The sequence below is a fragment of the Corynebacterium sp. KPL2734 genome, from assembly GCF_040225595.1.
GTDB lineage: Bacteria > Actinomycetota > Actinomycetes > Mycobacteriales > Mycobacteriaceae > Corynebacterium > Corynebacterium rhinophilum.
The window spans coordinates 27,822-52,888 of sequence record NZ_JBEHFO010000005.1 but is presented as its reverse complement, the minus strand read 5'-3'; the positions used below and the strand labels follow the sequence as shown (position 1 = coordinate 52,888).

The window sequence follows — 25,067 nt, the reverse complement described above, 5'->3', positions numbered from 1 at the left end:
GATGACGATGACCAATGAAACGATCGCGCCGGCCGTCGCATCTACCGCCGTGGGAGGAGCTCGCACCGGGGACCGAGTCGCCCCCGAACAGCTGTCGGAGTCCATCGCCGACGCCATCGGCGTGCACCTGGATTCGGCGGACGTGAAACTCCGCGACCACATCCCGAACTCCCTGACTTTCCTCCAGATGCTGCTGGCGCTGGAGGACGAGTACGGGGTGACCATCGATTACGCGGCGATGGACCCCGGGGTCACGGTCGCTGATTTGGCGGCCGTCATCGACGCCGCCCGGGGTGGCGCTGATGCCGGATCTGCCGCAGGCGCCGCTGCCGGGGCCGACCCCGCTGTAGCGACGGGTGAGTCGGATGACGGCTGTGCCGGCAAAAATGGGGCCGGTCCCGCGGATGCGGTCCCGCTCAATCCAATCCAGACCGCCTACCTGCTCGGCGCGGACGAGGACATCGAGCTTGGCGGCCAAGCGACGTACATTTACGCGGAATCCCGGCACGACTATTCGTTGCCGCAGGTGGAGGAGGCCGTGCGGGTGGTCTTCGGGCGTCACGACGTACTGTTCCATCGGCTCGACGTCGATGCCGGGGTCTTGAGCCCGACCGGCGCGTGCCTCGCCACCGTCGAGGTAGTCGGGTCCGGCGACGATGTCGACGCGGCGGTGGGGGAGAGCCGTCGGGACATGCGAACCGCGGCGCGATCGTCGAACGAGGACGGTCCCATGGTCGCCGCGAGGCTGCTCGCAGATGCGGGCGGGTGCAGGATGTTCATCTACTTCAACATGATCGTCATGGATGCGGGTTCGGTGTACCTGTTCTTCGACGAGCTCGAATCTCTGCTGGCCGGGGAGCCGCCGGCTCCGGCTTCCAAATATGGGGATGCCCTGGCGGCAATCTCTGCGCGCCGGCGCGAAGGGAAACGGGCCGAGGACCTCGCCTATTGGGAGAAGAAGGCCGCAGATCTGCCGCGGCGCCCGGAGTTCCCGGCGGCCGTGAGGGGTGACGACGATTGGTCGACCCGGCGCTTGGGCACGGTGCTCGACGCGGAGATCACCGCCAAGCTCGGCGAACGGGCCCGCCGCATTGGAGTTACCCTGTCGTCGCTGGTAATGGCCGTCAACGCCGCCGTCGTCTGCAGGTGGCTGCCCGAATCGGCGTTGACGGTCAACGTGACTGTCAGCGAACGCAGCGGCCTCGCCGCGGGCACGAGGGTGATGGGAGATTTCACTTCATCGATGCTCATCGGCGTCGACGCCGGGAGAGCCGCGGCCATCGACGGGTTGGCGGAGGCGATCGACCTGGACATCCGTGAAGGGCTGTCCCACCGCGGCGTTTCCGGTGTGGAGGTGCTACAGCGATTCCTCCGGGACGCGGCCAATCAGACCCAGGCCACTGCTCCGGTGGTGTTCACCAGCTACCTCGGCGGCGAGCGGGGCAGCGGGCGCAGCCCGGTCATCGAACGCATCTACACGCAAACCGCGCAGGTGTGCCTCGACATCCAAGTGATGCCGGCATCGGGCGGGATGACGTTGTCGTGGGACGTGGTCGACGATTACTTCCCTGCGGCAGATGCGATGTTCGGGGTCGTTGCGGAGGCCCTGGACGTGGTGGCGGAGGGGGGAGAGGCTCTGCCCATCCGTCATGCGGAGACGGAGGGGGCCGTCGCCCGCTACAACGACGCTGCGGGCCCGATCCACGATGACACCCTGGTTTCGCTTGTCGAAGCCGCATACGCGGCGACTCCGGACGCGCCGGCCGTGCGCCTCGCCGCCCGGGGCATCTCGTACACCTACGCCGAGGTCTGGGCCCGGGCCGGACGCATCGCCCGCCATCTCTCAGATTCCGGCGTCGGGGCGGGGGACGCGGTGATCGTGCGCTACACCAAGCATCCCGACGACATCGTTAACATGGTCGGCGCATTGCGTGCGGGAGCCGCATTCGTCCCCGTCGACGCGGGCATGCCGGCCCAGCGACAGGAATACGTCGTGGAAGCCTCAGGTGCGTCGGGCCCGATTCTGGACACCGGCGTGATCGATGAACTGGACCAAAGCGGAGTGGCGGGCGTCGGCAAGCCCGCAGCCGCGGAAGTCTGCGACCGCGCGGGCAGCGCGGGTGCGCACCCTTCGCTTGGCACTGCCCCTGACGACCTTGCCTACGTAATCTTCACCTCGGGGACGACGGGCCGGCCAAAGGGTGTGCGAATCAGTCACCGCAACTGCATCAACACCATCCTCGACGTGAACCGGCGGTATGGGGTCACCTCCGCCGATCGCATCATCGGATTATCGTCGCTGGGATTCGACCTGTCGGTCTACGACGTGTTCGGGGCGTTCGCGGCAGGCGCGACGGTGACGATGGTCAGAGACGAGCGCGACGCCGATGAAATCCTCGACGTCTTGCGGGAAGAGCGGGTCACGCTGTGGAACTCCGCGCCCGCCCTTTTGGAGCTCGCCCTGGTCCGGGCGGCGGACGACGACGTGTTCCCGGATGTGCGCACCGTATTGCTCAGCGGCGATCGCATCGCAGCGGGGCTTCCGGCGCGCGCCATGGACATGTTCCCGAACGCGTCGATCAATAGCCTCGGCGGTGCGACCGAAGGAAGCATTTGGTCCATCCACTGCCCGCTGCAACGCGACAGCCTGGAAAACCGCATTCCCTACGGGTACCCGCTGGCGAACCAGGGCATCCACGTGCTCGCGCCCGACGGGGTGCATTGCCCCGTCGGCGTGCCGGGGGAAATCCACATCAGCGGTCTCGGCGTCGCGCAGGGGTATGCGGCCGATCCGGAGCGGACCGCTGCCGCCTTCGGGGATGTCCCAGGCATCGGGCGCTGCTACCGGACCGGAGACGTGGGCATCTTCAACGCGGAGGGTTTCGTGGAATTTCTCGGCCGCCGCGATCGTCAGGTGAAAATCGCGGGCTTCCGCGTCGAACTCGGAGAAATCGAATCGGTCCTCGAGCGGTCCGGCCTGGTGACCGCGTCGATGGCGGCGGTCGTCGAATCGGGCGGTCGGGGACTCCTGGCGTGCCTTTACGTTCCGGCGGACGACATGACCGGCTCGCGGGATGCCGTCCGGGCCGAGCTCGCCCGCTGCTTGCCAGCGTACATGGTACCGACGGTCCTGCTGCCCGTGGCGCACCTGCCCGTCACCGTCAACGGGAAACTGGATCAGGAGGAAATTCGTAGGCACGTCGGTGCCGCGGGCGGCGGGGCAACGGCCGATGGCGAGGTCGCCGGGGCGGAGGCCGGAGCCGCGGGCGCGGCTGGTTCCGTCGCCGCCCCCGGGGCGATCGAGTTGGTGTCCGGAGTCTTCGACGAGATCCTCGGGGAAGCCCCGTCGACGAGTGGGGCGGATCCGGCGTGCGGCGCGGGAGAGTCCTTCTTCCGCCGCGGCGGCGATTCTCTGCAATTCCAGGTTATGATGCGCGCGATCCGGCAGAAGACGGGCGTCCGGCTCCGTTTCCGCGACGTCATAGCCGACCCGACCATCGCGCACATCGCCGGCCTTGTCTCGGAGGCCATGCGGGAGTCCGGTGCCGAGTCTGGAGCCGTCGCCGAGGCAGTGTCTTCCCTCGATTGTGCCGGCGGTGCCGGTTCAGCCGCAGGAGGTGCCCGAGAATCCTCCGCGAGTGCCCACGGGAAGGATCCGGTGGAACAATTCGGGGACGACCCCCACGCGCCGTTCCCCCTGACCGACATGCAGAAGGCCTACTACGTCGGCCGGAACTCCGGGTTCGAGCTGGGCGGCGTCACCGAGCACTACTACATCGAATCCGTCACCGAACCCGGTACCGACATCGACCGCCTGGAGGACGCCCTCGACAACCTCATCCGCAGGCATCCGATGCTGCGCGTCGTGTTCACCGCACAAGCCACGCAGCGGATTCTGCCGGAGGTTCCGCGCTACCGCATTGCCGTCGCCGACTACCGGGCCGCCGATGAGGCGACCGTGGTCGAGGCGGTGCGGCGCAAGCGCGATGAGCTGAGCCACCAGGTATTCGATCTGGGCAGCTGGCCCTTGTTTCATCTGTCGGCGTTCGCGCTCCCGGACGGGCGGCACCGCCTGTTCTTCAGCGTGGACATGATCATCGGAGACGGGGCGAGCCAACGGATTTTCATCGACGACCTGGACAAGCTGTACCGGGGAACGGAGCTTCCGCCCGTCACCGGCGACTACCGCACGTACGTCTTGGAGATGAAGCGCCGGGAGGCTTCGGCGGTCGGGCGCGGCGATGAGACGTTGACTCGGACGGTGGTCGAGGACTTCCCGCCCGGCAACACCCTTCCATCAATCGGTGCGGCCGCGGACGTGGATGTGCCGCGGATGCGTCGCCTGTCGCACACGTTCACCGCTGAGGAAACCGCACTGTTGCGGGAACGGGCCAGCGCCGCCGACGGCAGCGTGTCCGCACTGCTTCTCGCCTGCTATGCGACGAGCCTGTCGCTGTGGTCGAGGGGGGATTCGGTCGGCATCAACATCACCACGTACAACCGTGATCCCGAAATCGCCGACTTCGCCGGCGTCTTCGGTGATTTCACCGGCGTCATTCTGATGCCGGTGAAAGCGGCCGCCGACTATGACCTCCGTTGGTGGACGGCGGAACTGCGAGACCGGCTGCTCGGGCACATGGCGGCCGGGTACTCCGGGGTGTCGTTGCTCGGCGCCATCGCGCGCCACCGGGGTCTGCCCGTCGGACAGGCCATCGCGCCGTTCGTGTACACCTCGTTGCTGTTCGGCGAGGGTTCCGCGGCAGGCGATGGCTCGGGTAGGGATGCCCACGTCCTGGGTGACGTCGATTACGCCATCTCCCAGACCCCGCAGGTGCTGTTGGACAACCAAGTGATGGAGGTCGGCGGGCGTATCAACGTCGCCTGGGATTTCGTCGAGCAGATCCTGGAACCGGAACTGGTGGAGGACATCTTCGACCACTACATCAGGTCGGTGTCGGGCTTCGCCGGGGGCTGCCCCGAAGCGGCGCCGCTGAGCGTCGGCCAGGTTCGGCGCCTGCGCCTGGCGGTCGGGGGCACTTCTTCCAGCGGTGGGGCGATCGGCGACGGCGTCGCGGGTGCGTCATCGGCGGAGCGCGACAGGTCGGGCTCGATCTCGAGGATCGCATCCGGGGACCTGATGGGCCGAGTTCGCGAATACCTGACGGTCATCACCGGGATGGTCCGGGCCGACCTAGGCGGCGCTGAAGCCGGCGCGGACGACGACCTGTTCCTCCTCGGCTACGACTCCCTGGGATTCGTGAATCTGATGCAGCGGATCCAGGACATCACCGGGGCGTCGGTACCGCTCGCGGAAGCGCTGGCCAAGCCGACGCCACGTGGCGTGGCCGAGCTCGTCGGCCAGTCGACGGCCACGCCGACCGACCGGCGGGACGTGGATGACCCCGGCGCGTCGGCCGCGGACCATTCGCTGGTCCTATTGCGCAGCGGCGATGAGGCGCGCCCGATCTTCCTCGTCCACGGCGGATTCGGCACCGTCGACATCTACCGAGACCTGGCCCTCGCGATCCCCGGTGGCGGGCAGGTGTGGGGCGTCGGCTTCGCGGAGTTCGAGAGACCATTCCCCCACGCCATCGGCATCGGCGACATCGCGGCCCACTACTCGGGCCGGGTCCGCGAGGTGCTCGTCGACGGTGCCGCCCCGGCGATCGTCGGATGGAGCCTCGGCGGCACCATCGCGGCCGAGATGGTGCTCCGTTTGGCCGATCTTGATCCCGCGCTGGTGTTTCTCGACAGCCTGGCTCCGGGGATCGCGGTCGACGTCGGGGATTTCGGCGCGGAATCCGAAAAGGGGCTGCTGTCCCGGGTGGTGCCCTCGATTGCCGATCTCCCGCACGGAACGCCGGTTGCCCGCCTCTGGGCGGAGTTCGGCGGGGTCGACGAGACCGACGGGGAACGGGGGGCCCGTTTGCGTGCCCTGGCCGCAGCGGTCGCACCGACGCTCCTGGAGGACCTTGGGCTTTCCGGCGACCGGGTGACGGCGACGGAGTTCAACTCGCTGCGCTCGCTCATCGATGCCCGCACCCGGTACCGGCCCGGGGGGCGGGTGAGGGAGGCGCTGTTCGTTCTCCCCGATGACGGCGAGACTCACAACCACGACCAGTGGCGGGACCACCTCGTCGATGACCTCTGCGTCGCCGGCGTCGCGGGAAACCACTATTCGTTCGTCCTCGGAGAGGATGCCGCGTTGACCGGGGCCCTCATCGGGGAGTACATCGAACGCCGGCGCCGGGCGCCGGAAACGGACGACAGGGCAGCGGACCCGTCGTCCGAAGGAATCGACCGGTCGCGGGACCGGGGAAACGAGATGGAAAATGACTGACCGACGAAACGGCGGGGAAGCACGGGACCGCGACGCGGGCGAACCCGTGAAAGTGCTGGTGGCCGGAGGTACCGGCGTCACCGGACGGCTCGTCCGGGGGATGCTCGGCGTCGTCGACGGGATTGAGCTGGCCTACACTTCCCGGCAGAAGCCAGACGATGGCCCGGGGCGGCACTTCCCGCTGAGGATCGCCGCCGGCCACAACGAGATCTGCAGGGTCTTCCGAAAACACGATTGGGTGGTCAACTGCACCGGCCCGTTCGAGGTGCACGCAGACTCACTCGCCCGTGCTTGCATCGACTCAGGTACCGGGTACATCGACGTCAACGATTCGATCGACGCCCGCCGCGCAATCATGGCTCTCGACGGGGATGCCCGGCGGGAGGGGGTTCCCGTGCTCACCGGGTTCGGCCTGTGCCCAGGCTTGTCGACGGCACTGTTGATTCTCGGGGCCCGCGCTGCGGGGGTCGAAGAGGTCCGCGATGTGCGGGTCGATCTGCGAATCGGCGCCGACCAGGAATCCGGGGCCGCGTCGGTCGAGTCGATGTTCCGGACCATTCGCGGCGGATACCGCGCAATGCTCGGCGGCGCCATTGTCGAAGTGCGGCGCAACCCGGTGTCGTCGCAAAGCGGAATCGGCTATGAATGCCCGGACATCGACGTCGTACGCGAGGTGTGCCCCTCGATCCGCGGCTATTCCTACCACGTCGCCTTCGATGCTCTCCCCGATGAGTCGGTGGAGAAGATCTGCACGTCGAGACTGTACGCGATGCCCGTTGTCTCCGGTCTGCTCGCCCGTCTCGGGGCGGCCGTGACATCGCGGAAGGCGCGGGTGAAGGGCACTCCGCAACCCGCCGAGCTGGTCGTCGCACTGTCGTCCGCCGGCGCGGGCGATGCGGGGCCGACGGCCGAGACGACCGTCGTCCGGGCGACCGGCCCGGGTTCCTACAAAATGACCGCGGCGATTGCTGCCGCCACCGTTGTGGCGGTCGCGGGGAAGCCGGTCGCGCCGGGGTGCCGGGATCTCGTCGGCCACCCCCGGCTCCTCGAACCGGTCCTCGCCTTCGCCCGCGATGCGGGCATCCATATCGAGGTGCCGCATGACAACCCGACCACGGGGCCGCTGCCGACAGCGGCCCACTGCGATACCAAAGAAAAGGGGAAACGATGACGGATCAAGCTGAACGAGGTGCGGCGATCGTCGTCCGCGACCTCACGAAGAGCTACCCGATTGCGGGCAATGCGGGCACCCCGCCCGAAGGCGGGGCAGGTGCCCCGCCGGACGGCGGGCGCAAGGGAAAGCGCGGCGCCCGGATGCGCAAGCATGTGCTCGACGGCGTGAGTTTTACCGTGCCCGCCGGGGCGATCGTGTCGTTCCTCGGCCACAACGGTGCAGGCAAGACCACCCTCATCCGAATCCTGTCGACGCTCATCACCGCCGACTCCGGCGAGGTGAGCATCTTCTCGCGCGATGTGAAAGAGGACCCGGCGGGCGTGCGCGCCGACATTGCCACCACCGGCCAATTCGCGGCGATCGACGAGAACCTCACCGGCCGGGAGAACCTGGAGTTCTTCGGGCGGCTGCGCGGGCTCGACCGCGCCGCCGCGGCCGCCCGCGCGACGGAACTGCTCGCGCAATTCTCGCTCGCGGACAGTGCCTCGACGCTGGCGTCGGCCTATTCGGGTGGCATGCGGCGCCGTCTCGACATCGCCGCGTCGCTGTGCGTCGTGCCCAGGCTGCTGTTCCTCGACGAACCCACAACGGGGCTGGACCCTGTCAGCCGCGAAGAGCTGTGGGGCTTCATCCGGCAACTGCGCGACGACGGAATGACCCTGGTGCTGACCACCCAGTACCTGGAAGAGGCGGAGGCGCTGGCCGACCACGTCCATCTGCTCAAGGATCGCCGCATCGTCGCCAGCGGAACGCCGGAGGAATTGCGCCGCGACTTCGGGTCGCACGTGCTCCGCGTGTCCTTCGCGACCGCCGCCGAGGCGGAGGCGTTCGCCTGCTGCCTCGGGGGAACGTGCCTAGACGGCGCCCGCGTCGCGGGGAAGTCGGTGTCCCTCGACGTCGACCCCGGACCGCGGGTCCTCGAGGCGGCGGCGCAGGCGATGGAGGCCTCGGAAGCGTCGCCGGATTCGCTGAGCGTGTCGTCACCCACCCTCAACGAGGTGTTCATATCGATGAACGCGGGGGGTGCGGCGCGATGAGTGCGACGTCGGTCGCGGCGTTTCTCCGTCGGGATCTGCTGCTGTTGCGACGCAACACCGCGTCGCTGATCTCCATGTTCGTAGTTCCGCCCCTCTTCCTGCTGTGCCTGTACGCGGTGTTTGGATACTCGGCGGGGCAATCCGGCTTCGGGTACCTGCGTTTCGTGCTCGGCGGCTGCCTGTTCCAGGCGGCGATGTTCACCGCCGCGGCGTCGGCGATGGCGGTGGGACAGGACGTCGAATCCGGGCTCGTTGACCGCGTGCGCGTGTTGCCCGGGGCCACAGGCGGCTATGTCGCCGGCAGGCTCGCCACCGATGTGCTGCGGATGTCCGCGTCGATCGCGGCGCTGCTGGTCGTCGCGTGGGCCTGCGGCCTCGACATGGCTGTCGGTGACGTCGCGTGGACTGTCCTGTGGTCGCTGCTCGCCGCGGCGGTCCTGTCCCTGGTCACGGACGGGGTGATCCTGATGGTGCCCGCCCCGGTGTCGACGGCCTCATCGATCCAGGCGCTGGAAATGCTGCTGCTCATGTTCTCCACCGCGTTCATTCCGGCGACCGCTTTGGACGGCTACCTGCGCGACGTCGTACGTCACATGCCGTTTTCGCCGATGATCGAGGTGATCAGGGCGGCGTCCCCGGACGCCTTCCCGGATAGCGCCGGGGAAGAGGCAGCCCTGTGGCTCGGTGTCGCGGTGGTCGCCGGAATCGTCCTGTTCATCCGCCGGTTCACCTCGAGGAGCGAATCATGATCGGCGCCATCTTCGTGCATCTGCGGCGCATCGCCCACATTTGGCTGCGGCGCCCCGACTTCTGGTTCATGACGTTCATTGCTCCGCTCGTGTACCTGTTCATCGTCAACCGTATGTTCGGTGGCCTGGTCAGGCAGCTCACCGGAGAGTTCGAACTCCGGAACGCGGTCATCCTGGTCGTGACGGCGTGGGCGTTCATCCTGGCCATCACGGGATCGTCCACCGTGTTCGTTGAACGCAGCAATGGCTTCCACGAGCGGTTAATCACCATGCCGTCACCGTACGCGGCCGTGCCAGCCGCACGGATCATTGCCGAGTTCATCCGGATCATGGCGATGACGGCCGTCGTCGCGGCGGTGGCCGCCTTGCTTTCCGACGGCCCCCCGGAGGTGTCCTGGTGGTGGAGGATCGCGGTGACCGGGGCGATGGTTGCCGCGGCGGCCGCATGCACCGGCACGTACATCGCGTTCTCCATCACCAGCCCCCAGGGTTCCGTGGCCCTCATCCCGTTAATCATCGTTGCGATGTTCGTCAACACGGTGCTCATGCCCGCCGACCACTTCCGTCCCCTCCTGCGCGGAATCGCCGGGCACACCCCCGTATCCGCGGCAGGCGAGGCCGTCAACGGCACCGGGGCTGCGGGTCTGGTGGTCTGCGCGGCCTGGTTCTTAGGCATCGCCGTGCTCGCGGCGTGGGGCATCGCCGTGAAAACGAGGCCGGGGGAGTCTGCATGACGGGCACGTCCACGGGGGCGGCGCCGCCGACGACGGCCCGCGAACCCGAGCACCTAACCCGAAACCGCCGCGTGGACGCGGCCCACACACCCCGGAGACAGAACCAGATGAAGTCGATTGCCCAGATCGTCCAGAACAACCGCAGACTCCTCGCGGCCTACGAGGACAAGGTCCAGCCGAGGTTCCTCAGCCGCTATGCGCGTGAACCGATGGACGCCGCCGCCGTGTATCGGAAGCTCCGTGCGCTGGATCCCGGGCCGGATGCGCCGGCCCGGGTTCTCGACCTCGGTTGCGGAACCGGGTGGCTCGCCCGCATGCTCGCCGCCGAGCCTCGCTATCGCAGGGCGAACATCGTCGGCTACGACCTGTCGCCCAATGCGATCCGCATCGCCCGCGAACGCGCCGCCGTCGAAAGGCTCGGGGCCCGGACGGAATTCCACGTCGCCGACGTCCTCGCGCCGCTCGCGGGAGAGCCCGGCAGGACCGATGAAATCTGGGTGTGCGGCGCGCTCCACCAAATGAAGGATGCGGGTGCCGCGCTCGGCAGGGTCGCCGGTCTGCTCGCCGACGGCGGCATCGCTTACGTGCAGACGTTCGCCGAGGATCCCGACGTGAACGAGCGGGTCGACATGGCCGTCATGGCGAAGATGGGCCACCGGGTGTTCCGGGGCAGCGAGCTCGAGGACCTCGCCGAAGCCAACGGGCTGAAGCTGGGCGGAGCCTCACACGCCGGCATGGTGTACTTCTGCACTCTCACGAAGAAAAGCGCGATCGGGGAGGCGGGCAAGTGAGCGCCGTGGACGGGACCGTAGGCCCGTGGTCGCTGCTCGCCCCGATCCGGACGCGGATGCGTGCGGTGGTCGCGTTATCCGTCCTGTCGTCGGTGGCTACCGTCGCTTCGCTGGTCGGCATCATCGACATCGCGATGACGTACCCGGAGGCCCCGGAGCATCGGACGTGGTTGGCCGTGGCTGTCATCGTCGTCGCCGCAACGGTGCGCATGGCCGCGGACGGCGCCGCCGGCATGCTCTCGCACCGGGCGGATAACGACCTGCAGCTCCACCTCCGGCGCCGGCTGGTCGCCCAAATCCGGAAGTTGCCGCTGGGCTGGCTGGACGCCCGGCGCTCGTCGGGAATCATCGGGTCGGTTGAGAAGGACGTCGCGGCTGTCCACCAGCTCATGGGCCACACCGTCGGTGAGACCGTGGTGGCGGTGCTGGTTCCCCTGCTTTCCCTCATCGCGCTCGTCGCGGTGGATTGGCGGATCGCGGCGGTGGCGATCGTCCCGGTGCTGGTCACCTTCGCCCTGATGGGCGTGATGATTTCGCGCGGAGCCGGTCTTCAGCGCGACTACGAGCGAGCCTCCGAAGGAGTGACGGCCGCGGTCATCGAGTTGGTGCGCGGTATCCCGGTGATGAAGTCCTTCGGACGCGCCAACCAGGGCGCGGGTCGCTACGATGCCGCGGCGTTGTCGTTCGTCCGCGCGTGGTCCGCCTGGTCCCGGCAGTCGAACATCTATCTCGGGTTCATCGACGTGGTGACGTCCCCGATCACAGTCCTCGCAGTGGTGTGCTGGGCCGGCCTCGCTCTGAGGGACGCCGCGGGCGGCATACCGGAGGGTCTCGTCGCCGGGCTGGTTCTCAGCCTTGGACTCTCCGCGGCGATCGTGCGGGTGGCCATGAACTCCGAACCCATCATCGCGGGGATTGCCGCCCTGAAGTCCATCGCGGAGGTGCTGGGCACGCCGCCAATCGCCGTGCCCGCCGATCCGGTGCCCGTGCGCGGAGGCGCGCTCGAGGTCCGGAACCTGGTCTTCTCCTACGGCGATGGGCCGCGGGTCCTCGACGGGATGTCCGCGACGTTCGAACCGGGGACCCTCACTGCGCTGGTGGGGTCCTCCGGTTCCGGAAAGTCCACCGTCGCCCGGCTGTTGGCGCGTTTCCACGACCCCGTTGAAGGCTCGGTGCTGCTGGGCGGCGCCGATCTTCGCGACATCGCCGTGCGCGACGTGCACCGCTCGGTGTCGGTGGTGTTCCAAGATCCGCAGTTGCTCACGCTGCCGTTGCGGGAGAACATCCGGCTAGCCAGGAGAGACGCCACCGACGGCGAAATCATGGCGGCCGCGAAGCTCGCGAACCTCGATGCGGTCATCGCGGCGCTGCCGAAGCGTCTGGATTCGGTGGTCAACGTCGACGTGACCTTTTCCGGCGGTGAGGCGCAGCGCGTGGCCATCGCGAGGTCGATCGTCACGGACGCGCCGGTGCTCATCTTCGATGAGGCAACCGCTTATGCGGATCCGGCTTCCGAGGTCCTCATCCAGTCCGCAATCGAGCGTTTGGCCCGTTCGCGGACGGTGATTGTGATCGCGCACAGGTTGAGCACGATCCGCAACGCCGACCGCATCCTCGTTCTCGATGGGGGAGCGGTCGCGGAGGCGGGTACCCACGACGAGTTGCTTGCGCGCGGTGGCCGCTACCGGGATTTGTGGCGCGCGTTCGCGCTCGACGACGAACCATCCGCTCCGCGGGGCACTGAATCAGACGATGAAAAGGCGGGGAACCGATGATTCGAGACTTGTGGTCGATGACGGATCGGCGCTCGAGAATGACGCTGGCGTGGCTCATTGCGTTGGCCGCGCTTGCCTCGCTGGCCCAGGGAGCGGCGTTCGTCGCGCTGCTGCCGCTGCTGTCGGCTCTGGCCGAGGGAGATGATGTGACGGCGTGGCGTTTCACCGGCGTCATCGCCGGCCTCGCGGTCGCCCATGCGGTGCTGTCCCTCGCCGCGGGGACGGTCGGCAGGGCGAATTCCGCAGCGGTGCTGTCGTCCCTGCTGCGTTCCCTGGGCAAACGCGTGCTGACGTTGCCACTCGGGTACGTCACCAAGTCCACGGCCGGCCGCTTTTCGGAGATGGCGTCGTCGGGTATCGCGTTCGCGGCGTCCGTGCCGCACGTGATCCTGCGGCCCGTCATCGCCGCGGTGGTTGCGCCGACCGTCATCGCCTTCGGAATTCTGGCGGTGGATTGGCGCGTCGGTTTGGTTCTCGTCGCGTCGGCGCCGGTGCTCTTCTTCGCCTACCGGGCCATTGGCCGGGTCGGCGGGGAGTCGGACGAAGCGCATGCTGACGCCGTCGCTGCCGTCTCCGGCAGGCTGATCGAGTTCACCCGCTGCCAGCAGGCGATTCGCGCCGCGAGCGACGGTTCGGCGGCGGACGCGATGGTGGATGAGGCGATCCGGGCCCAACACGATACGTTCGCGAAGGCGACGTCGACGCAGGGGGCGGCCATCGGACGGTTGAGTTCGGTCGTCCATGCGGTGTTCACGGCGGCGGTAATCGTCGCCGTAGCAGTCGCTGCGACGGGCGGGATGGCGCCGGCGCAGTTGGCGCCAATGCTCATCGTGGTCGTCCAGTTCACCGGACCGATCACCACGGCGGGAGCGTTGTCCGGCGGTTTCGGTGCGGGCCGCAACACGTTGGCTGCGTTGCGTGACCTGCGGGCGATCCCCGCCCTTCCCGAACCGACCGCACCGGAGCTGCCCAACGGGCATGACGTGGAGTTCCGCGGCGTGAGCTTCGGGTACGGGGATAAGAAGGTTCTCGACGGCGTTAGCTTCCGTGCACCTCAGGGAGCGCTGGTTGCTGTAGTGGGACCGTCGGGGGCGGGCAAGACGACGGTCATGCGGCTGCTGTCGCGTTTTCATGATCCGGACTCGGGGGAGATCCTCATCGGCGGGGTGCCCTTGCCTCGGATCGGCACCGACGGCGTGAACTCGCTGGTGACCCCGGTGTTCCAGGAGACGTTCCTTTTCGACGCGTCCGTGCGGGACAACGTGGTCTTCGCCGACCCCGAATTCGGTTCCGGGCCCGGTGACGGGGACCGCTTGCGCGAGGCCGCTCGGCGTTCCGGGGTGGACCGCATCGTGGAGCTGCTGCCTTCCGGGTGGGATACCCCGGTGGGGGAGGAGGGGACGCTGCTGTCGGGAGGCGAGCGGCAGCGCCTCGCCATCGCCCGGGCGCTTCTGAAGGATTCCCCGGTGGTGCTTCTCGACGAGCCGACGTCCTCGCTGGATGCGGCCACTGAGCGGGCGATCGTCGGCACGATGGAGGCGTTGCGCGGCGATCGCACCGTGATCGTCGTCGCCCATCGCCTGCACACCGTCCGCGATGCCGACCTCATCGTCGTGCTTTCGGAGGACGGGACGGTCGCAGAACGGGGCACGCACGATGAATTGCTGGCGAAGGGCGGCCGCTACGCCGAGTCGTGGGCGTGTCGGACGGGGAGCTCCTCGGGCGCCTGATCCTCATCACCTGGTCGATGCCCTCACGGGCGCCCTGCCGCAGCTTCCCGAATCCCACCGCCAGGCGCTCGGTGGGCAGAGCGAAACCGCCGACGAAAACGCCGAGCAGCACGAACACCGACGAGCTGTAAGGCTGAAGCTTCCTAGAAAGCGAAAATAGCCCTCTTCCTCATCCCCCCGTGAAAGCTGGGAGGGAAGGGGGCTCTTTGCTGCCTTGCCGCTAGCTACTACCGCCCGTGCACCTGGTTTTGAGCAATTTCCAGCCCGTGGCTGGCGATTAGCTCCACTGCCTCCGCCGCGGTGGGCAGGGTGAAAGCGAGTTCCTCGCGCTCCTTGGCATTGAAGTTGCGCAGCACATAATCAGCTGGATCCTGGCGGCTCGGAGGACGACCAATGCCAATGCGCACGCGCATGTAGTCCTTCGTGCCCAATGACTTCGATGTCGAACGCAGGCCATTGTGGCCATTCTCGCCCCCGCCGCGCTTAAGGCGCACCACACCCGGGTCTAGGTCCAGCTCATCGTGGACCACCACGACGTCGGTAGGTGCGACATTGAAGAACTTCGCCAGCGCCGCGACCGGCCCACCCGACAGATTCATGTACGTCCGGGGCTTAGCCAGAATCACCTGTCGCTCGCCACCATCGGAGGTTTTAAACCGAGTCTGCACAATCTCAGCATTCGATTTCTTGTGCACGCTAAACGACGAAGGCATCGGAGAAGTCCGGCTGGCTAGTTCATCTAGCACCAGATGTCCGACGTTATGGCGGGTGAGTTCATATTTGGGCCCAGGGTTGCCGAGCCCCACGACAAGCAGAGGCGTGGTGGAGGCGTTTATGAGTTCAATCTTGGCACACCGTGCACGGTCTTATGATTTTTCTGCGGGTGACTCTTCACGTTGATTGACTTTGAAAACGCCCCGTACTCGTCAAACAAAACTACAAGGAGCCGCGGCTCGTACACCTTGCCCGAGATAGCTGCGGCTTTTTGCTGCGCGTAGCGGTGTTCCATCTCCGCATGCACCCACTGGATAAGGCGGACATGCTCCGCGTCGGTTGACGTGTACATCACCACATTGGGTAGGTGCTGCACCAGGGGAACGTAGTCCGAGCTACCTTTACCGTCGGTAATCATTGCATCGGCACCCGCGAGCACGCAGCTAGTCAGCAGCCATGAGGCCCAAAACGACTTACCGCTACCAGTGCCGCCGCCGACCAGTGCGTGCGGTGAGCGCGCCATAGCAGCCGACAGCACTTCGCCGTCCGCCGTGCGGCCCTGCACCCACGCCAGGCGCGGATACGCGGCAACAGATGACGCGCAAAACTCTTCCAACGAGTCGGTGCCAGTTACATGGAGTTGCTCGTCTGCGCCAGGCACCCAGGGGTCATGCGGGCAGCCCTCGGCGGGGTGACGATTGCCACTCGGTCAGCGGCCAAACGGCGCAGTTCAACGTCGCATTTCACGACACCGCGCAGCTTTTCAACAGTCCGGTTCCAAACGTCGAACCCAACAGTCGGCGGGGTTTTCACTGACAGGTAACCGCGACCGTCACCTGTCACACCCCACCCCTGCGGAGTAGGGCAGAGGTAGGAGGTCACCCCGTCCGCGCGTTTAGTGACGTAGGCGAGACCCAGCTTGTGCATGGTGTGGTTCCAGTGTGCCAGCAGTCGTGGACTGCACCAGCTCCCAGAGGCCGCGCGCGTCGCGCTTGACGAGCTGATAGCCGCGGGTGGCTTGCATGTCGTGACCCGCGACCTGCGCCGTGAGGCCATTGCCGGTTACGTCGTAGAAACCGGCGGAGCGCAGGGCTTCCACCGCGTCGCCGGTGTCGAGTTCCAGTGTCAGGCCTACGCTGTCCGGCTCAAACCGCACCACGTGCTCGTGCCACGGCTGCGGGGAAAACACCGCGCCGTAGATACGCAGCAGCTCGTGCACAGAGTCAGCGGGCAGCTTGCCGACCCCCGGCTCATGGAACGAGCCGCCCTTTACGTGCTGGGCAAGCTGTGAGTAGCGTTCGCGGTAGCTGGCGAGGTCAGCGACTGCCTCGTTGATAAGTGCGGGGTCGCAAAACCCTCGTCCACGGTGCCCGTCTCTGCTACTTGCTCCGTGTCACCGGGAACCTGCGGCAGGGTGTCGTCGCCGAGTCCGGCGAAAAAATCTTTAGCCATTTTCTTACTCCTAAACGTTTGTCCATGACTCCGTTGCGACCTCCGCGTCCGGCCGGTCAGCGGTCGTCATGGTGAACACAAAATTGCCGTTTGACTGGTCGATATGAAAATCAAAAAGGTCTTTCACATTGAGGCGGCGACGAATGCGCTCCTCATTCTTTTCCAAGTCAGCGAGGCGGTACTGCGACGGCGCGGACACTCGCGCCTCCACGTCGCCAGTTTCCGCTAGTGGGGTCAGCGACACGGTGCAGCAGCCCGTGTGGAAAGCCTTGCCATTCTCGTCGTAGGTGGTCTTCGCCAGGCCGCCAGCCTCTAAAGCGTCGTCCAAATCAGCGAAGCGCCCGCGCCCTGTCTTCTGGTCGAACACGACCGTCACGGCACTGCGTGGCGGTACCCGCACCTCGTACCGGCGACCCCTGAACCATGCGGCGAGCCACAGGGCAATGGCGGCGACCGCCGTGTACCCGGCAGCAGCATTGTGCAGCAGCACCGAGACCAGATACAGCGCGGCGAGCACGGCGAGCCAGCGGAGCCACCGCCTGCGCCAGGTGGGCTGCCACAGCCACCGCGGAGTGTCGATGTGCGGCAGGCTCCACTGCGGGCGGGGAAGCCCCAGCCTGTCGAGCAGCCCGGCGCGGTTGTCCGTCTCCTGTGGCGGGGCGAAGTCAATGTCGGGGTCGCCGAGCGGCTGCATGATGGTCGTCTCGTCGTTATCTACTGGGTAGAAGGCGCGGGTTTCGTCATTCATCGTTACCTCCGCAAATCATGGTGTAGGCGAGGAGATAGGTGGCATAGGGCTGCTTCACGCGCCCCTCGTCCAGTGCCTCGCCGCATACCCACGCTTCCTGTGGCAGCTCCTCGCGCCAGCCGGAGTCACAGCCGTCGGGCACCAGGTAGGTGTCCGCGTCCGGGTCAGAGTTCACTTGGAAAGCGGGCGGGGTGCCAGTGCCGACCCACTGGAAGCAGGCCTTTAATATGTCGGGACGGTAGGGGCGGACTTGGCCGAGGTGGTCCACAAGCTTCTGCCCGCGCTCGTACGGCGACGATGTAGTGGACGGCGTAGGCGACGGAGTAGAGGTGGCTGTCGAGGTCGGACTAGCTGTCACCGTCTCACCACTGCCACTGGTGCCGTGCGGCAGCCACAGCCACACGGTCAGCAGTGCCAGTGTAGTGCAGGCTGCATACGCTAGACGCGACACATCACGCGGGTGCGGGCGGCCGCCGCCATATTTCGCGGTAATTAGCTCCGGGCCGGGAAGTGTGGAAGAAAATTCTTCGAACTCTCTTTGCGCGCCGTCGCTGTGAAACGGCGGCACGTCGAGGATTACCGATTTCATGCCGCTACCTCCAATCTAAGCGTCACTGTGACGTTTTCCCGTGTACTCACAAGCAGACCTCCTAATAGGTGGAGTAGCTGGCTGGGGTCGATTTCCGCAGCGGCTCCGCCGCCACCGGCCAGCAGGAAGCCGAGGACGACGTAGCCCAATTTCTTTTTCATGCTCCTGCTCATTTCCCGGTCACCAGCCCCAGCGCCTCGCGCAGCGGGCGGGCAGGCCACCGCAGCACACGACCCACCTGGACGGCAACAATTTCCTGGTCTCCCACGACGACATCGTCAAGCGTGCTTCGCTGCTGCGCCGTGACTCTGTCCCCGGTGCATTCGACGGCACTATCTCGGTTGACCGCGAAAACAACATTATTTGGGCAAACGGCACCCCGATCCAGGTCATCTACTCCAATGACCCGGCTACTGTTGACTACACCGCGTACGACCTCAACGATGCGATTGTCATCGACAACACCGGCCGCTGGCGTGACCGTGAGGGGCTGTCACAGCACCTGCAGTCCAAGGGCGTTTCCAAGGTTCTGCTCACCGCGCCGGGCAAGGGCGATGTGAAGAACATCGTCTACGGAATTAACCACAGCATTATCGAGGAGTCTGACAGCATTTTGTCGGCAGCCTCCTGTACTACCAACGACATCACCCCAGTGCTCAAGGTCATCAATGACCGCTACGGCGTAGCCCACGGCCACGTGGAAACCGCGCACTCGTTTACCAATGACCAAAACCTCATTGATAACTACCACAAGGGCGAGCGCCGTGGCCGCGCCGCTGGCCTGAACATGGTGCTCGCCGCCACCGGTGCCGCCAAGGCTGTGGCTAAGGCACTGCCTGAGTTCGAAGGCAAGCTGACCGGTAACACCATCCGCGTTCCCACTCCGGACGTATCTATGGCGGTGCTTAACTTGGAGCTGGAGCAAGAGGTCGACCGCGATGAGGTCAATGACTTCCTGCGCAATGTCTCCCTGCATTCGGATCTGCGCCAGCAGATTTCCTACATTGCCTCCCCAGAGGTCGTCTCTAGCGACTTCGTGGGTAATACTAATGTCGGCATCGTTGATGGTATCGCCACCATCGCTTCCGGCAAGCACTTGGTGCTCTATGTCTGGTACGACAACGAGTTTGGCTACTCCAACCAGGTCATCCGCGTGGTGGAGGGCCTTTCTAATGCCCGCCCGGTGGTCCTGCCCAAGCGCTTATCTCCCTCTGAGCTTTAAGCTCGCATAATTTAAGGCCCGCGGAGTCCCCGCGGGCCTTAGTTATTTAATCGGTAGGGCGAAGTGCCCGTGTGCGCAGCAATCGCCTGGCGGCCCACGAAGTAATGGCGGCGAAAAGCAGCGTCATTATCGCAGCACAGGCGTAGCGGCCAGGAGAATCCGCATTCATCGGCCAGGCGGGGAAGGCAATGAGCCAAAGTACAGTCTTCGCGAGGACATCGCCGCCTACCGTCACCGAGACAATGGTGCCAATGATGGTCAGAGCAAGTGAGTTCCAAATACCAAAGCGGATCACTACGATGAGCGATACCACCGAAAGCACGTACCCGACGCCGATGGCCAGCGGCAGTTGGGTGAGCACAGCTAGGGTGGCTTCACCGGCGAAGATAATCGCGACTGAAGCACACGTGCACACCGCTGTGATGATGCCCAGTAACCACAGGAGAAGGGCAGTAGAACAGTGGCGAGATTCTGTATAAACAATTGGCCACGCGCCCGAGAACCCCGGCCAGACCAGTACAGGAAGGACACCGGCACCCACGGGGAGAAGCAGAAATACGAAGAATCCCTGTACATAACGTGGTGGGTAGATAAAGGCAATAAAGATCAGAGCTAAGGCGCTTGATACCAAGCACGTAATGACCGCTGGTGTCATTATGGCCCGGTGAAAACCCCGGAGCGCATCGGCACGGCGCGAGCGGGCAGCGGCACGAGAGACAGTGGCAGGCTGCCATCCCTGAGCCGGAGTGGCGGCGGTACTGACCGTGGGCGCCGTCACGCGCCGGGGTCGGGAGAGCGGCCGTATTCGGCGAGGCGTCATGGTCGCGGTCAAAGAGCCTGCTACAGCGAGGATGAGGCACAACGCCAATGCCGGAAGCGGGCTTTCCTGCAGGAGTGGATCGCCAGGTTCGAGCGGAACCGAATTCTGGTGGATGCGCAGCGCAGGCAATAGTAACCGTAGCGGCCAGGCGGGCGGAAAGGCCCACCATAGCGGCCCCTCGACAACGCGAGGAAGCACACTAATGACCTGCCAGATAACCGCGAGGATAAGCGTGACGGCAAGGCCCAGCCTGCGGGCGCCTGCGGTCGCAAGCCCCGCGATGCCAATAGCCCCGATCAAAGAATAAGCCCCAGCGATGATGAGCAGCTGGTGGTCTGTCCGTGCTTGTATTGCAACCGCCGCCCAGGACAGACCGAAATTAAGTAGGTGAAATACTGCGAGGCTTGCCAAGACGATGAGGAACCGGGAGGCATGCTCGTAGCGAGGATGAAGCCGGCGCCATAGGGTGCCGCCGCTACGGCTGAGTGCCTCGCGGCGCTCAGGAATGCCAGCAAAAAGCGCTATGAGTGGAGCGTACATGCCGGTGATAAACATGGACTGCCAGCCAAGAAACCCGGTAGCGTCCTCAGCGGAGGAGGTGAACGCAGAAAAGAATACCGTCATTATCACTAGGGGCAGGGCGAGTAATGGTAGCCACTGCAGGGCGCTGCCGCGGCTGCGCAGTAGTTCTGCTGAGAGATACCGTCGATACTGGTTACTCATCGGTCTCACCATCTGCAGAAGTCAGGCGGAAGAATTCGGCTTCCAATTCACCGCTGGGGGCGAGTTCTTGCAGGGAGCCGGAATACCGGATGGTGCCTTGGGACAGGATAGTGATGTCATGGGCTAGGTGAAGGACCTCACCGAGTTGATGGGAGCTGACCACGACTGTGTGCCCAGCGGCGGCGAGCTGCTGGAGGAGCTGGCGCAGCTCCGCGATGCCCTGTGGATCGAGTCCATTTTGCGGTTCATCAAGCAATAAGATTTCTGGATCACCGAGTAGGGCCTGGGCTAAGGCCAAGCGGGCTTTCATTCCGGTGGAAAAAGACTTTGCCTTCTTTGCACCAGCCCCGGCTAGACCAGCAATGTGCAAGACACGGTCGATCTCAGAGTCGGGCAATCCGAGAAGGCGGGTATGCACGCGGAGGTTATCCGTCGCGGATAGGTGCCCGTAGAAGGCTGGTCCGTTGACTGAGGCGCCAACATGGTCGAGAACTTCCCGTGACCATGGCTTGCCAGCCACGCGCACCGTTCCCGAATCGGCGGGTAGCAGACCGAGGAAAATGGAAAACAAGGTGGACTTGCCGGCGCCATTTCTCCCGAGCACAGCGTGTACGCGGCCAGGTGAAACACGAAAACTTATATCCCGCAGTACTGCCTGGGAGCCGAAAGACTTTGTGATGTGTTCGAAAGAAACCTCATAGCTCATACGAAAAGTATGAGCCGCGTTACTGCCTTAATCTTCAGCCCTCGAGACGGTCTTCGCGCCGGGGTAGTCCTACCACAGTAGGAGACTAGGCAATGCCAGCTTTGTGCGCCAGCAGCACCAAAGCCACGCGGTCGCGTGCAGCTAGCTTGGACATCAGCGCGGAGACATGCGTTTTTACCGTGGTATCTGCGATAGACATGTGGCCGGCAATCTCGCTATTTGTAGCACCGCGCGCGATGAGCGCGAGCACCTCCATCTCACGCCGAGTAACTAGGCTCAGTCCTTGGCGCTCGTGCGGACTGAGCTGGCTGTGCGTTAGCGCCTTGCGGTAGCCCTCTAAAACAGGGCCCGTTACCTGGGCGGCGAGGACAGACTCGCCCTTGGCGACGTCGCGTACGGCGTGTACCAGAACCTCTGGGTCGGCGTCTTTTAGCAAGAATCCATGCGCACCGGCGGCAATAGATTGGGATACCAGATCTTCTTCATTGAATGTGGTGAGCATGATAATCCGGCAGTTAGGGGTGCGGGAAAGAATGGCTTGGGCCGCGGCAATTCCATCCATGCCAGGCATGCGTATATCCAAAATGGCCACATCAATGCGGAATCGAAGTGCCAAGGAGACGGCGTCGCCTCCGGAGGCTGCGGTAGCCACCACCTCAATATCTTCCTGCGCGTTCAAGATGGTCGATAAGGCAGCGACGAGCATCGCTTGATCGTCTGCAAGCATGACGCGAATCTTAGGCATGGTTGTCCTTGTGTAATGGAAGTTCCGCATCCAGTGTAAATTTCTGGGCATCACCATTGCTGGTTAAGTGTCCGCCTAACGCTTGGGCGCGTTCCTTAACTCCCACCAAACCCACACCGCTGCCGGATACCTCACTGGGCGTAGGCGACGTAGCGGTGGAGGTGAGGGTGACTCGTGCGGCATCGGAAAGCGTAAGTTTTAGCCGCACATGCGTGCCGGGGCCTTGATGGCGCAGGGCATTGGTCAGCCCTTCAGAAATGATGCGCACTAGGGCTAGCTGAGTCAGCGCGGAAACCTCGTAGGAGGAAGGCAATTCCGCGTCAATCTTCAGGCCAGCGGTGCGAAAGCCATCGATGATGCTCTGTACATGCTCGAGCTGCTGCGCGGGTTCTAACGCCGTGGGCCCCGTACTGCGTAGCGCCGTGACGATGCCGCGCACTTCCTCCAGCGCGGAATCCGCACCATCGCGAATGCTCTTCAAAGTGGACTCTGCGGCGGTGGTATCCGTGCGCGCGGCGATAATCCCGGCATTAGCCTGAACCTTGATCAAAGTGAGGGAATGGGCCAAGACATCGTGCAATTCCCGCGCAATGAGTAAGCGCTCTTCCTCCTGCGCTTGGTGGAACCGTTCTTGAGCTAAGCGCTCGCGTTGCCTATCCAGATCAAAATAGCGTGCGGCGATGAAATAGGCGCTGCCGAGCACTGCCCAATGCACCACCAGCAAGGCGATGTAGCGGCGATCTAGCTGGAAAGATAATAAAAAGGACTCGGGGTCAATGCGCCACATAGCAGGCGATACAAAGGAACCCAGAAACGCGGCGATAAGCACCGCGCGGGGAATTGAGCGGCGTTCCACGTAGCGGGAGGTGGCGTAGACGGCCATCGGCGCGGTCAATGCCCATGGGGTGACCCCGAGGTTTGCTGGTAGCTGGCTTATCCACGCCGCGGCCCACGCACCAAGGAGGACGATAAAGCCAGCTGCGCTGAGTACCGGTTTGGTACGCCAGACCCAGATGAAGGGTAAAAATAAAAGCGATAGCGCTGCTTGGATGAGTTCGATAGCACCGGGATTCGCCCATGCACTAATGAGATAAAACACCGCGATGAGCGCTGCCACCGCGGTGAGGATTTTATCCCCCAAGCGTGTTCTGGCGACGGTGTCAGTGCTCATAGTCGGACATAGTAGTACGCCTTCGGGGGACTACTTCTTTTTGTCCTTCTTCTTGCTTTTCTTCTTACCCTTCTTTTTAGACGAGTCCTCTAGCTTGGCGGCTACATCCGGCACATAGCGGAACTCTTCGCGGTCTGGGCGCTCGTAGGTCTTGCCATCGGAATCGGGACGGTGTGGGATTTCCGGCAGCTCGCGCTCGATCTTTTCGTAAGGGATGGTATTGAGCAGGTGCGAAATGACGTTGATGTGCGAGCGCTTTTTATCCTCAGACTCCACGGTGTACCACGGCGCGGTCGGGGTATCGGTGTGGATGAACATGGCATCCTTGGCGCGGGAATAGTCTTCCCAGCGGGTAATGGATTGGAGATCCATGGGGGAGAGCTTCCAGCGGCGCAGCGGATCATTGCGGCGGGATTCAAAGCGCTTAATCTGCTCTTCATCAGAGACGGAGAACCAGTACTTGCGCAGGATAATGCCGTCTTCAACAAGCATCTGCTCAAAGGTGGGAGCCTGGTGCAAGAAACGGACGTATTCTTGGTCGGTGCAAAAGCCCATGACGCGCTCAACGCCGGCGCGGTTGTACCAGGAGCGGTCAAAGATGACGATTTCGCCCTTGGTCGGCAGCTTTTCCACGTAGCGCTGGAAATACCACTGGCCCTGTTCGCGCGAGTTCGGGGCCGGAAGAGCCTCGATCCGGCAGGTGCGGGGGTTGAGATACTGCGTGATGCGCTTGATGGCAGAACCCTTGCCGGCGGCGTCGCGGCCTTCCATGATGATGACCACGCGGGCGCCGGTTTCAACGACCCACTGCTGCATATCAACGAGCTCTGCTTGCAACCGCTCGAGCTCTTTTTCGTAGGCCTTCTTATTCAGCTTCTTAGGGGATTTGCTGCTTTTGGTGCTCATTCTTCCAGCTTAACGGCTTGGTGGCCCTATCTAGAAAACTGGTGTGCCCTCGTTGGAGTGAGAACCCAGCCACAGCTTGTGCGGCGCGATTGCGGCAGGCTTAGAGGCCGGGTTCGCCGTAGTGGGTGGTATTAGAAATATGACCGAGGCCTTCGATGTCAATGGCGACCGTATCGCCGTCTTGGAGGAATCGCTGCGGGTCGCGAGCAAAACCAACTCCTTCGGGCATGCCGGTCACGATGACGTCACCGGGGTTGAGGGGATAGAGCTGTGAGCAAAATTCGATGAGCTCAGCGATGGAAAAGATGAGATCATCGGTATTGTCCTGCTGGCGCACCTCGCCATTAACCGTGGTGGTCAGTCGCGCGCTTTTGCCCGGCGCCCATTCATCAGGGGTGGTCAGCCAAGGCCCAAAGCCTGCGGTGCGATAAAAAGACTTGCCCGCGTGGAATTGGCTGGTCTGACGCTGAAAATCGCGCAGGGTGTAGTCATTCATGATGGAATACCCCGCCGCGTAATCTAATGCGTCTGCGCGGGTTACGCGGTGCGCGCGCTCGCCGATGACCACCGCTAGCTCACCCTCATAGTCCAGCTTCTGGGTTGCGTACTCGGGGATATAGACGTCATCGTAGGGGCCAGTCAGAGCATCGGCGAACTTGATAAATAGCGTGGGGTGCTCGGGAAAGTCGCGGCCCATTTCCCGGATATGCTTGGCGTAATTAAGGCCTACGCAGATGATCTTTCCTGGCGTTGGGACGACTGCTTCTAAATCATGCTGCTCAAAGACTATCGGCTCGCCGGATAGTTGTGCGGCCTTGCGCCAATCTTCGCTGCGCAGCAGCGCGCCTACGTCCTCGTAGTCCAGCTCCACTCCCACATTATCGCCTTCAATGCGGATTGCAGAGGTGCCGAACGCGGTGCGAAGAGTAGCCAATTTCATG

At 64.5% G+C, this 25,067-nt stretch carries 20 protein-coding genes and 1 pseudogene; 9 read left to right on the top strand and 12 right to left on the bottom strand.

Annotated elements, in window-relative coordinates; all coding sequences use genetic code 11:
* Positions 1–7: 7 nt before the first annotated feature.
* The 8 genes from ABRP88_RS04780 to ABRP88_RS04745 are packed head-to-tail and all read left to right on the top strand — an operon-like array spanning position 8 to position 14,330.
* On the top strand, positions 8–6,340 hold the full coding sequence (locus tag ABRP88_RS04780; RefSeq protein ID WP_349836413.1) for a non-ribosomal peptide synthetase: 6,333 nt from the start codon (positions 8–10) through the stop codon (positions 6,338–6,340).
* Positions 6,333–7,511, top strand: a complete 1,179-nt coding sequence (locus ABRP88_RS04775) for a saccharopine dehydrogenase family protein (protein ID WP_284783407.1) — start codon at positions 6,333–6,335, stop codon at positions 7,509–7,511. The genes ABRP88_RS04780 and ABRP88_RS04775 overlap by 8 nt, the downstream gene beginning before the upstream one ends.
* A complete protein-coding gene (locus ABRP88_RS04770) occupies positions 7,508–8,551 on the top strand; it encodes an ABC transporter ATP-binding protein (protein WP_349836411.1) in 1,044 nt (347 codons plus the stop codon). The genes ABRP88_RS04775 and ABRP88_RS04770 overlap by 4 nt, the downstream gene beginning before the upstream one ends.
* Positions 8,548–9,300: an ABC transporter permease gene (locus ABRP88_RS04765; RefSeq protein ID WP_349836409.1), complete on the top strand. Its 753-nt coding sequence runs from the start codon at positions 8,548–8,550 to the stop codon at positions 9,298–9,300. Before ABRP88_RS04770 ends, ABRP88_RS04765 begins: the two co-directional genes overlap by 4 nt.
* Positions 9,297–10,034 carry an ABC transporter permease gene (locus tag ABRP88_RS04760; RefSeq protein ID WP_062041717.1) on the top strand — a complete coding sequence of 246 codons (738 nt, stop codon included), beginning with the start codon at positions 9,297–9,299 and terminating at the stop codon, positions 10,032–10,034. Before ABRP88_RS04765 ends, ABRP88_RS04760 begins: the two co-directional genes overlap by 4 nt.
* Positions 10,031–10,825 carry a class I SAM-dependent methyltransferase gene (locus tag ABRP88_RS04755; protein ID WP_284785440.1) on the top strand — a complete coding sequence of 265 codons (795 nt, stop codon included), beginning with the start codon at positions 10,031–10,033 and terminating at the stop codon, positions 10,823–10,825. Before ABRP88_RS04760 ends, ABRP88_RS04755 begins: the two co-directional genes overlap by 4 nt.
* On the top strand, positions 10,822–12,600 hold the full coding sequence (locus ABRP88_RS04750) for an ABC transporter ATP-binding protein (RefSeq protein WP_349836408.1): 1,779 nt from the start codon (positions 10,822–10,824) through the stop codon (positions 12,598–12,600). Before ABRP88_RS04755 ends, ABRP88_RS04750 begins: the two co-directional genes overlap by 4 nt.
* The gene (locus ABRP88_RS04745) at positions 12,597–14,330 is read left to right on the top strand and encodes an ABC transporter ATP-binding protein (RefSeq protein WP_349836407.1); all 1,734 of its coding nucleotides are present in this window, start codon (positions 12,597–12,599) and stop codon (positions 14,328–14,330) included. Before ABRP88_RS04750 ends, ABRP88_RS04745 begins: the two co-directional genes overlap by 4 nt.
* Before the next feature lie 227 nt (positions 14,331–14,557).
* Here the strand turns inward: ABRP88_RS04745 and pth are convergent, their stop codons facing one another.
* From pth to ABRP88_RS04715, 6 genes are all read right to left on the bottom strand, one after another.
* The gene (gene pth, locus ABRP88_RS04740; RefSeq protein WP_349836521.1) at positions 14,558–15,166 is read right to left on the bottom strand and encodes an aminoacyl-tRNA hydrolase; all 609 of its coding nucleotides are present in this window, start codon (positions 15,164–15,166) and stop codon (positions 14,558–14,560) included.
* Positions 15,163–15,705, bottom strand: a complete 543-nt coding sequence (locus ABRP88_RS04735; RefSeq protein WP_349836405.1) for an FtsK/SpoIIIE domain-containing protein — start codon at positions 15,703–15,705, stop codon at positions 15,163–15,165. Before ABRP88_RS04735 ends, pth begins: the two co-directional genes overlap by 4 nt.
* Positions 15,706–15,939: 234 nt before the next feature.
* A complete protein-coding gene (locus ABRP88_RS04730) occupies positions 15,940–16,263 on the bottom strand; it encodes a hypothetical protein (protein ID WP_349836403.1) in 324 nt (107 codons plus the stop codon).
* A gap of 50 nt (positions 16,264–16,313) precedes the next feature.
* A complete protein-coding gene (locus tag ABRP88_RS04725; protein WP_349836401.1) occupies positions 16,314–16,496 on the bottom strand; it encodes a hypothetical protein in 183 nt (60 codons plus the stop codon).
* Between the two features lie 10 nt (positions 16,497–16,506).
* On the bottom strand, positions 16,507–17,244 hold the full coding sequence (locus tag ABRP88_RS04720; RefSeq protein WP_284771100.1) for a hypothetical protein: 738 nt from the start codon (positions 17,242–17,244) through the stop codon (positions 16,507–16,509).
* Complete coding sequence (locus tag ABRP88_RS04715; protein ID WP_349836399.1) at positions 17,237–17,833, bottom strand: hypothetical protein; 597 nt, start codon at positions 17,831–17,833, stop codon at positions 17,237–17,239. The genes ABRP88_RS04720 and ABRP88_RS04715 overlap by 8 nt, the downstream gene beginning before the upstream one ends.
* A gap of 268 nt (positions 17,834–18,101) precedes the next feature.
* On the opposite strand from ABRP88_RS04715, the pseudogene ABRP88_RS04710 reads away from it, so the two are divergent.
* Positions 18,102–19,055, top strand: a pseudogene (locus ABRP88_RS04710) (glyceraldehyde-3-phosphate dehydrogenase); the annotation flags it as partial.
* 46 nt (positions 19,056–19,101) lie between these two features.
* On the opposite strand, the gene ABRP88_RS04705 reads toward ABRP88_RS04710, so the two are convergent.
* The 6 genes from ABRP88_RS04705 to ABRP88_RS04680 all read right to left on the bottom strand — a co-directional run bounded on the left by ABRP88_RS04705 (position 19,102) and on the right by ABRP88_RS04680 (position 25,066).
* A complete protein-coding gene (locus ABRP88_RS04705) occupies positions 19,102–20,598 on the bottom strand; it encodes an ABC-2 family transporter permease (protein ID WP_349836398.1) in 1,497 nt (498 codons plus the stop codon).
* A complete protein-coding gene (locus ABRP88_RS04700; protein ID WP_349836396.1) occupies positions 20,591–21,304 on the bottom strand; it encodes an ATP-binding cassette domain-containing protein in 714 nt (237 codons plus the stop codon). The genes ABRP88_RS04705 and ABRP88_RS04700 overlap by 8 nt, the downstream gene beginning before the upstream one ends.
* A gap of 85 nt (positions 21,305–21,389) precedes the next feature.
* Positions 21,390–22,049 carry a response regulator transcription factor gene (locus ABRP88_RS04695; protein WP_349836395.1) on the bottom strand — a complete coding sequence of 220 codons (660 nt, stop codon included), beginning with the start codon at positions 22,047–22,049 and terminating at the stop codon, positions 21,390–21,392.
* Entirely contained in the window at positions 22,042–23,220 is a 1,179-nt protein-coding gene (locus ABRP88_RS04690) for a sensor histidine kinase (protein WP_349836393.1), read from the bottom strand. Before ABRP88_RS04690 ends, ABRP88_RS04695 begins: the two co-directional genes overlap by 8 nt.
* A 30-nt stretch (positions 23,221–23,250) precedes the next feature.
* Positions 23,251–24,126: a polyphosphate kinase 2 gene (gene ppk2 / locus ABRP88_RS04685; RefSeq protein ID WP_284854091.1), complete on the bottom strand. Its 876-nt coding sequence runs from the start codon at positions 24,124–24,126 to the stop codon at positions 23,251–23,253.
* Positions 24,127–24,226: 100 nt separating this feature from the next.
* On the bottom strand, positions 24,227–25,066 hold the full coding sequence (locus ABRP88_RS04680) for a fumarylacetoacetate hydrolase family protein (protein WP_349836391.1): 840 nt from the start codon (positions 25,064–25,066) through the stop codon (positions 24,227–24,229).
* Position 25,067: the final 1 nt, after the last annotated feature.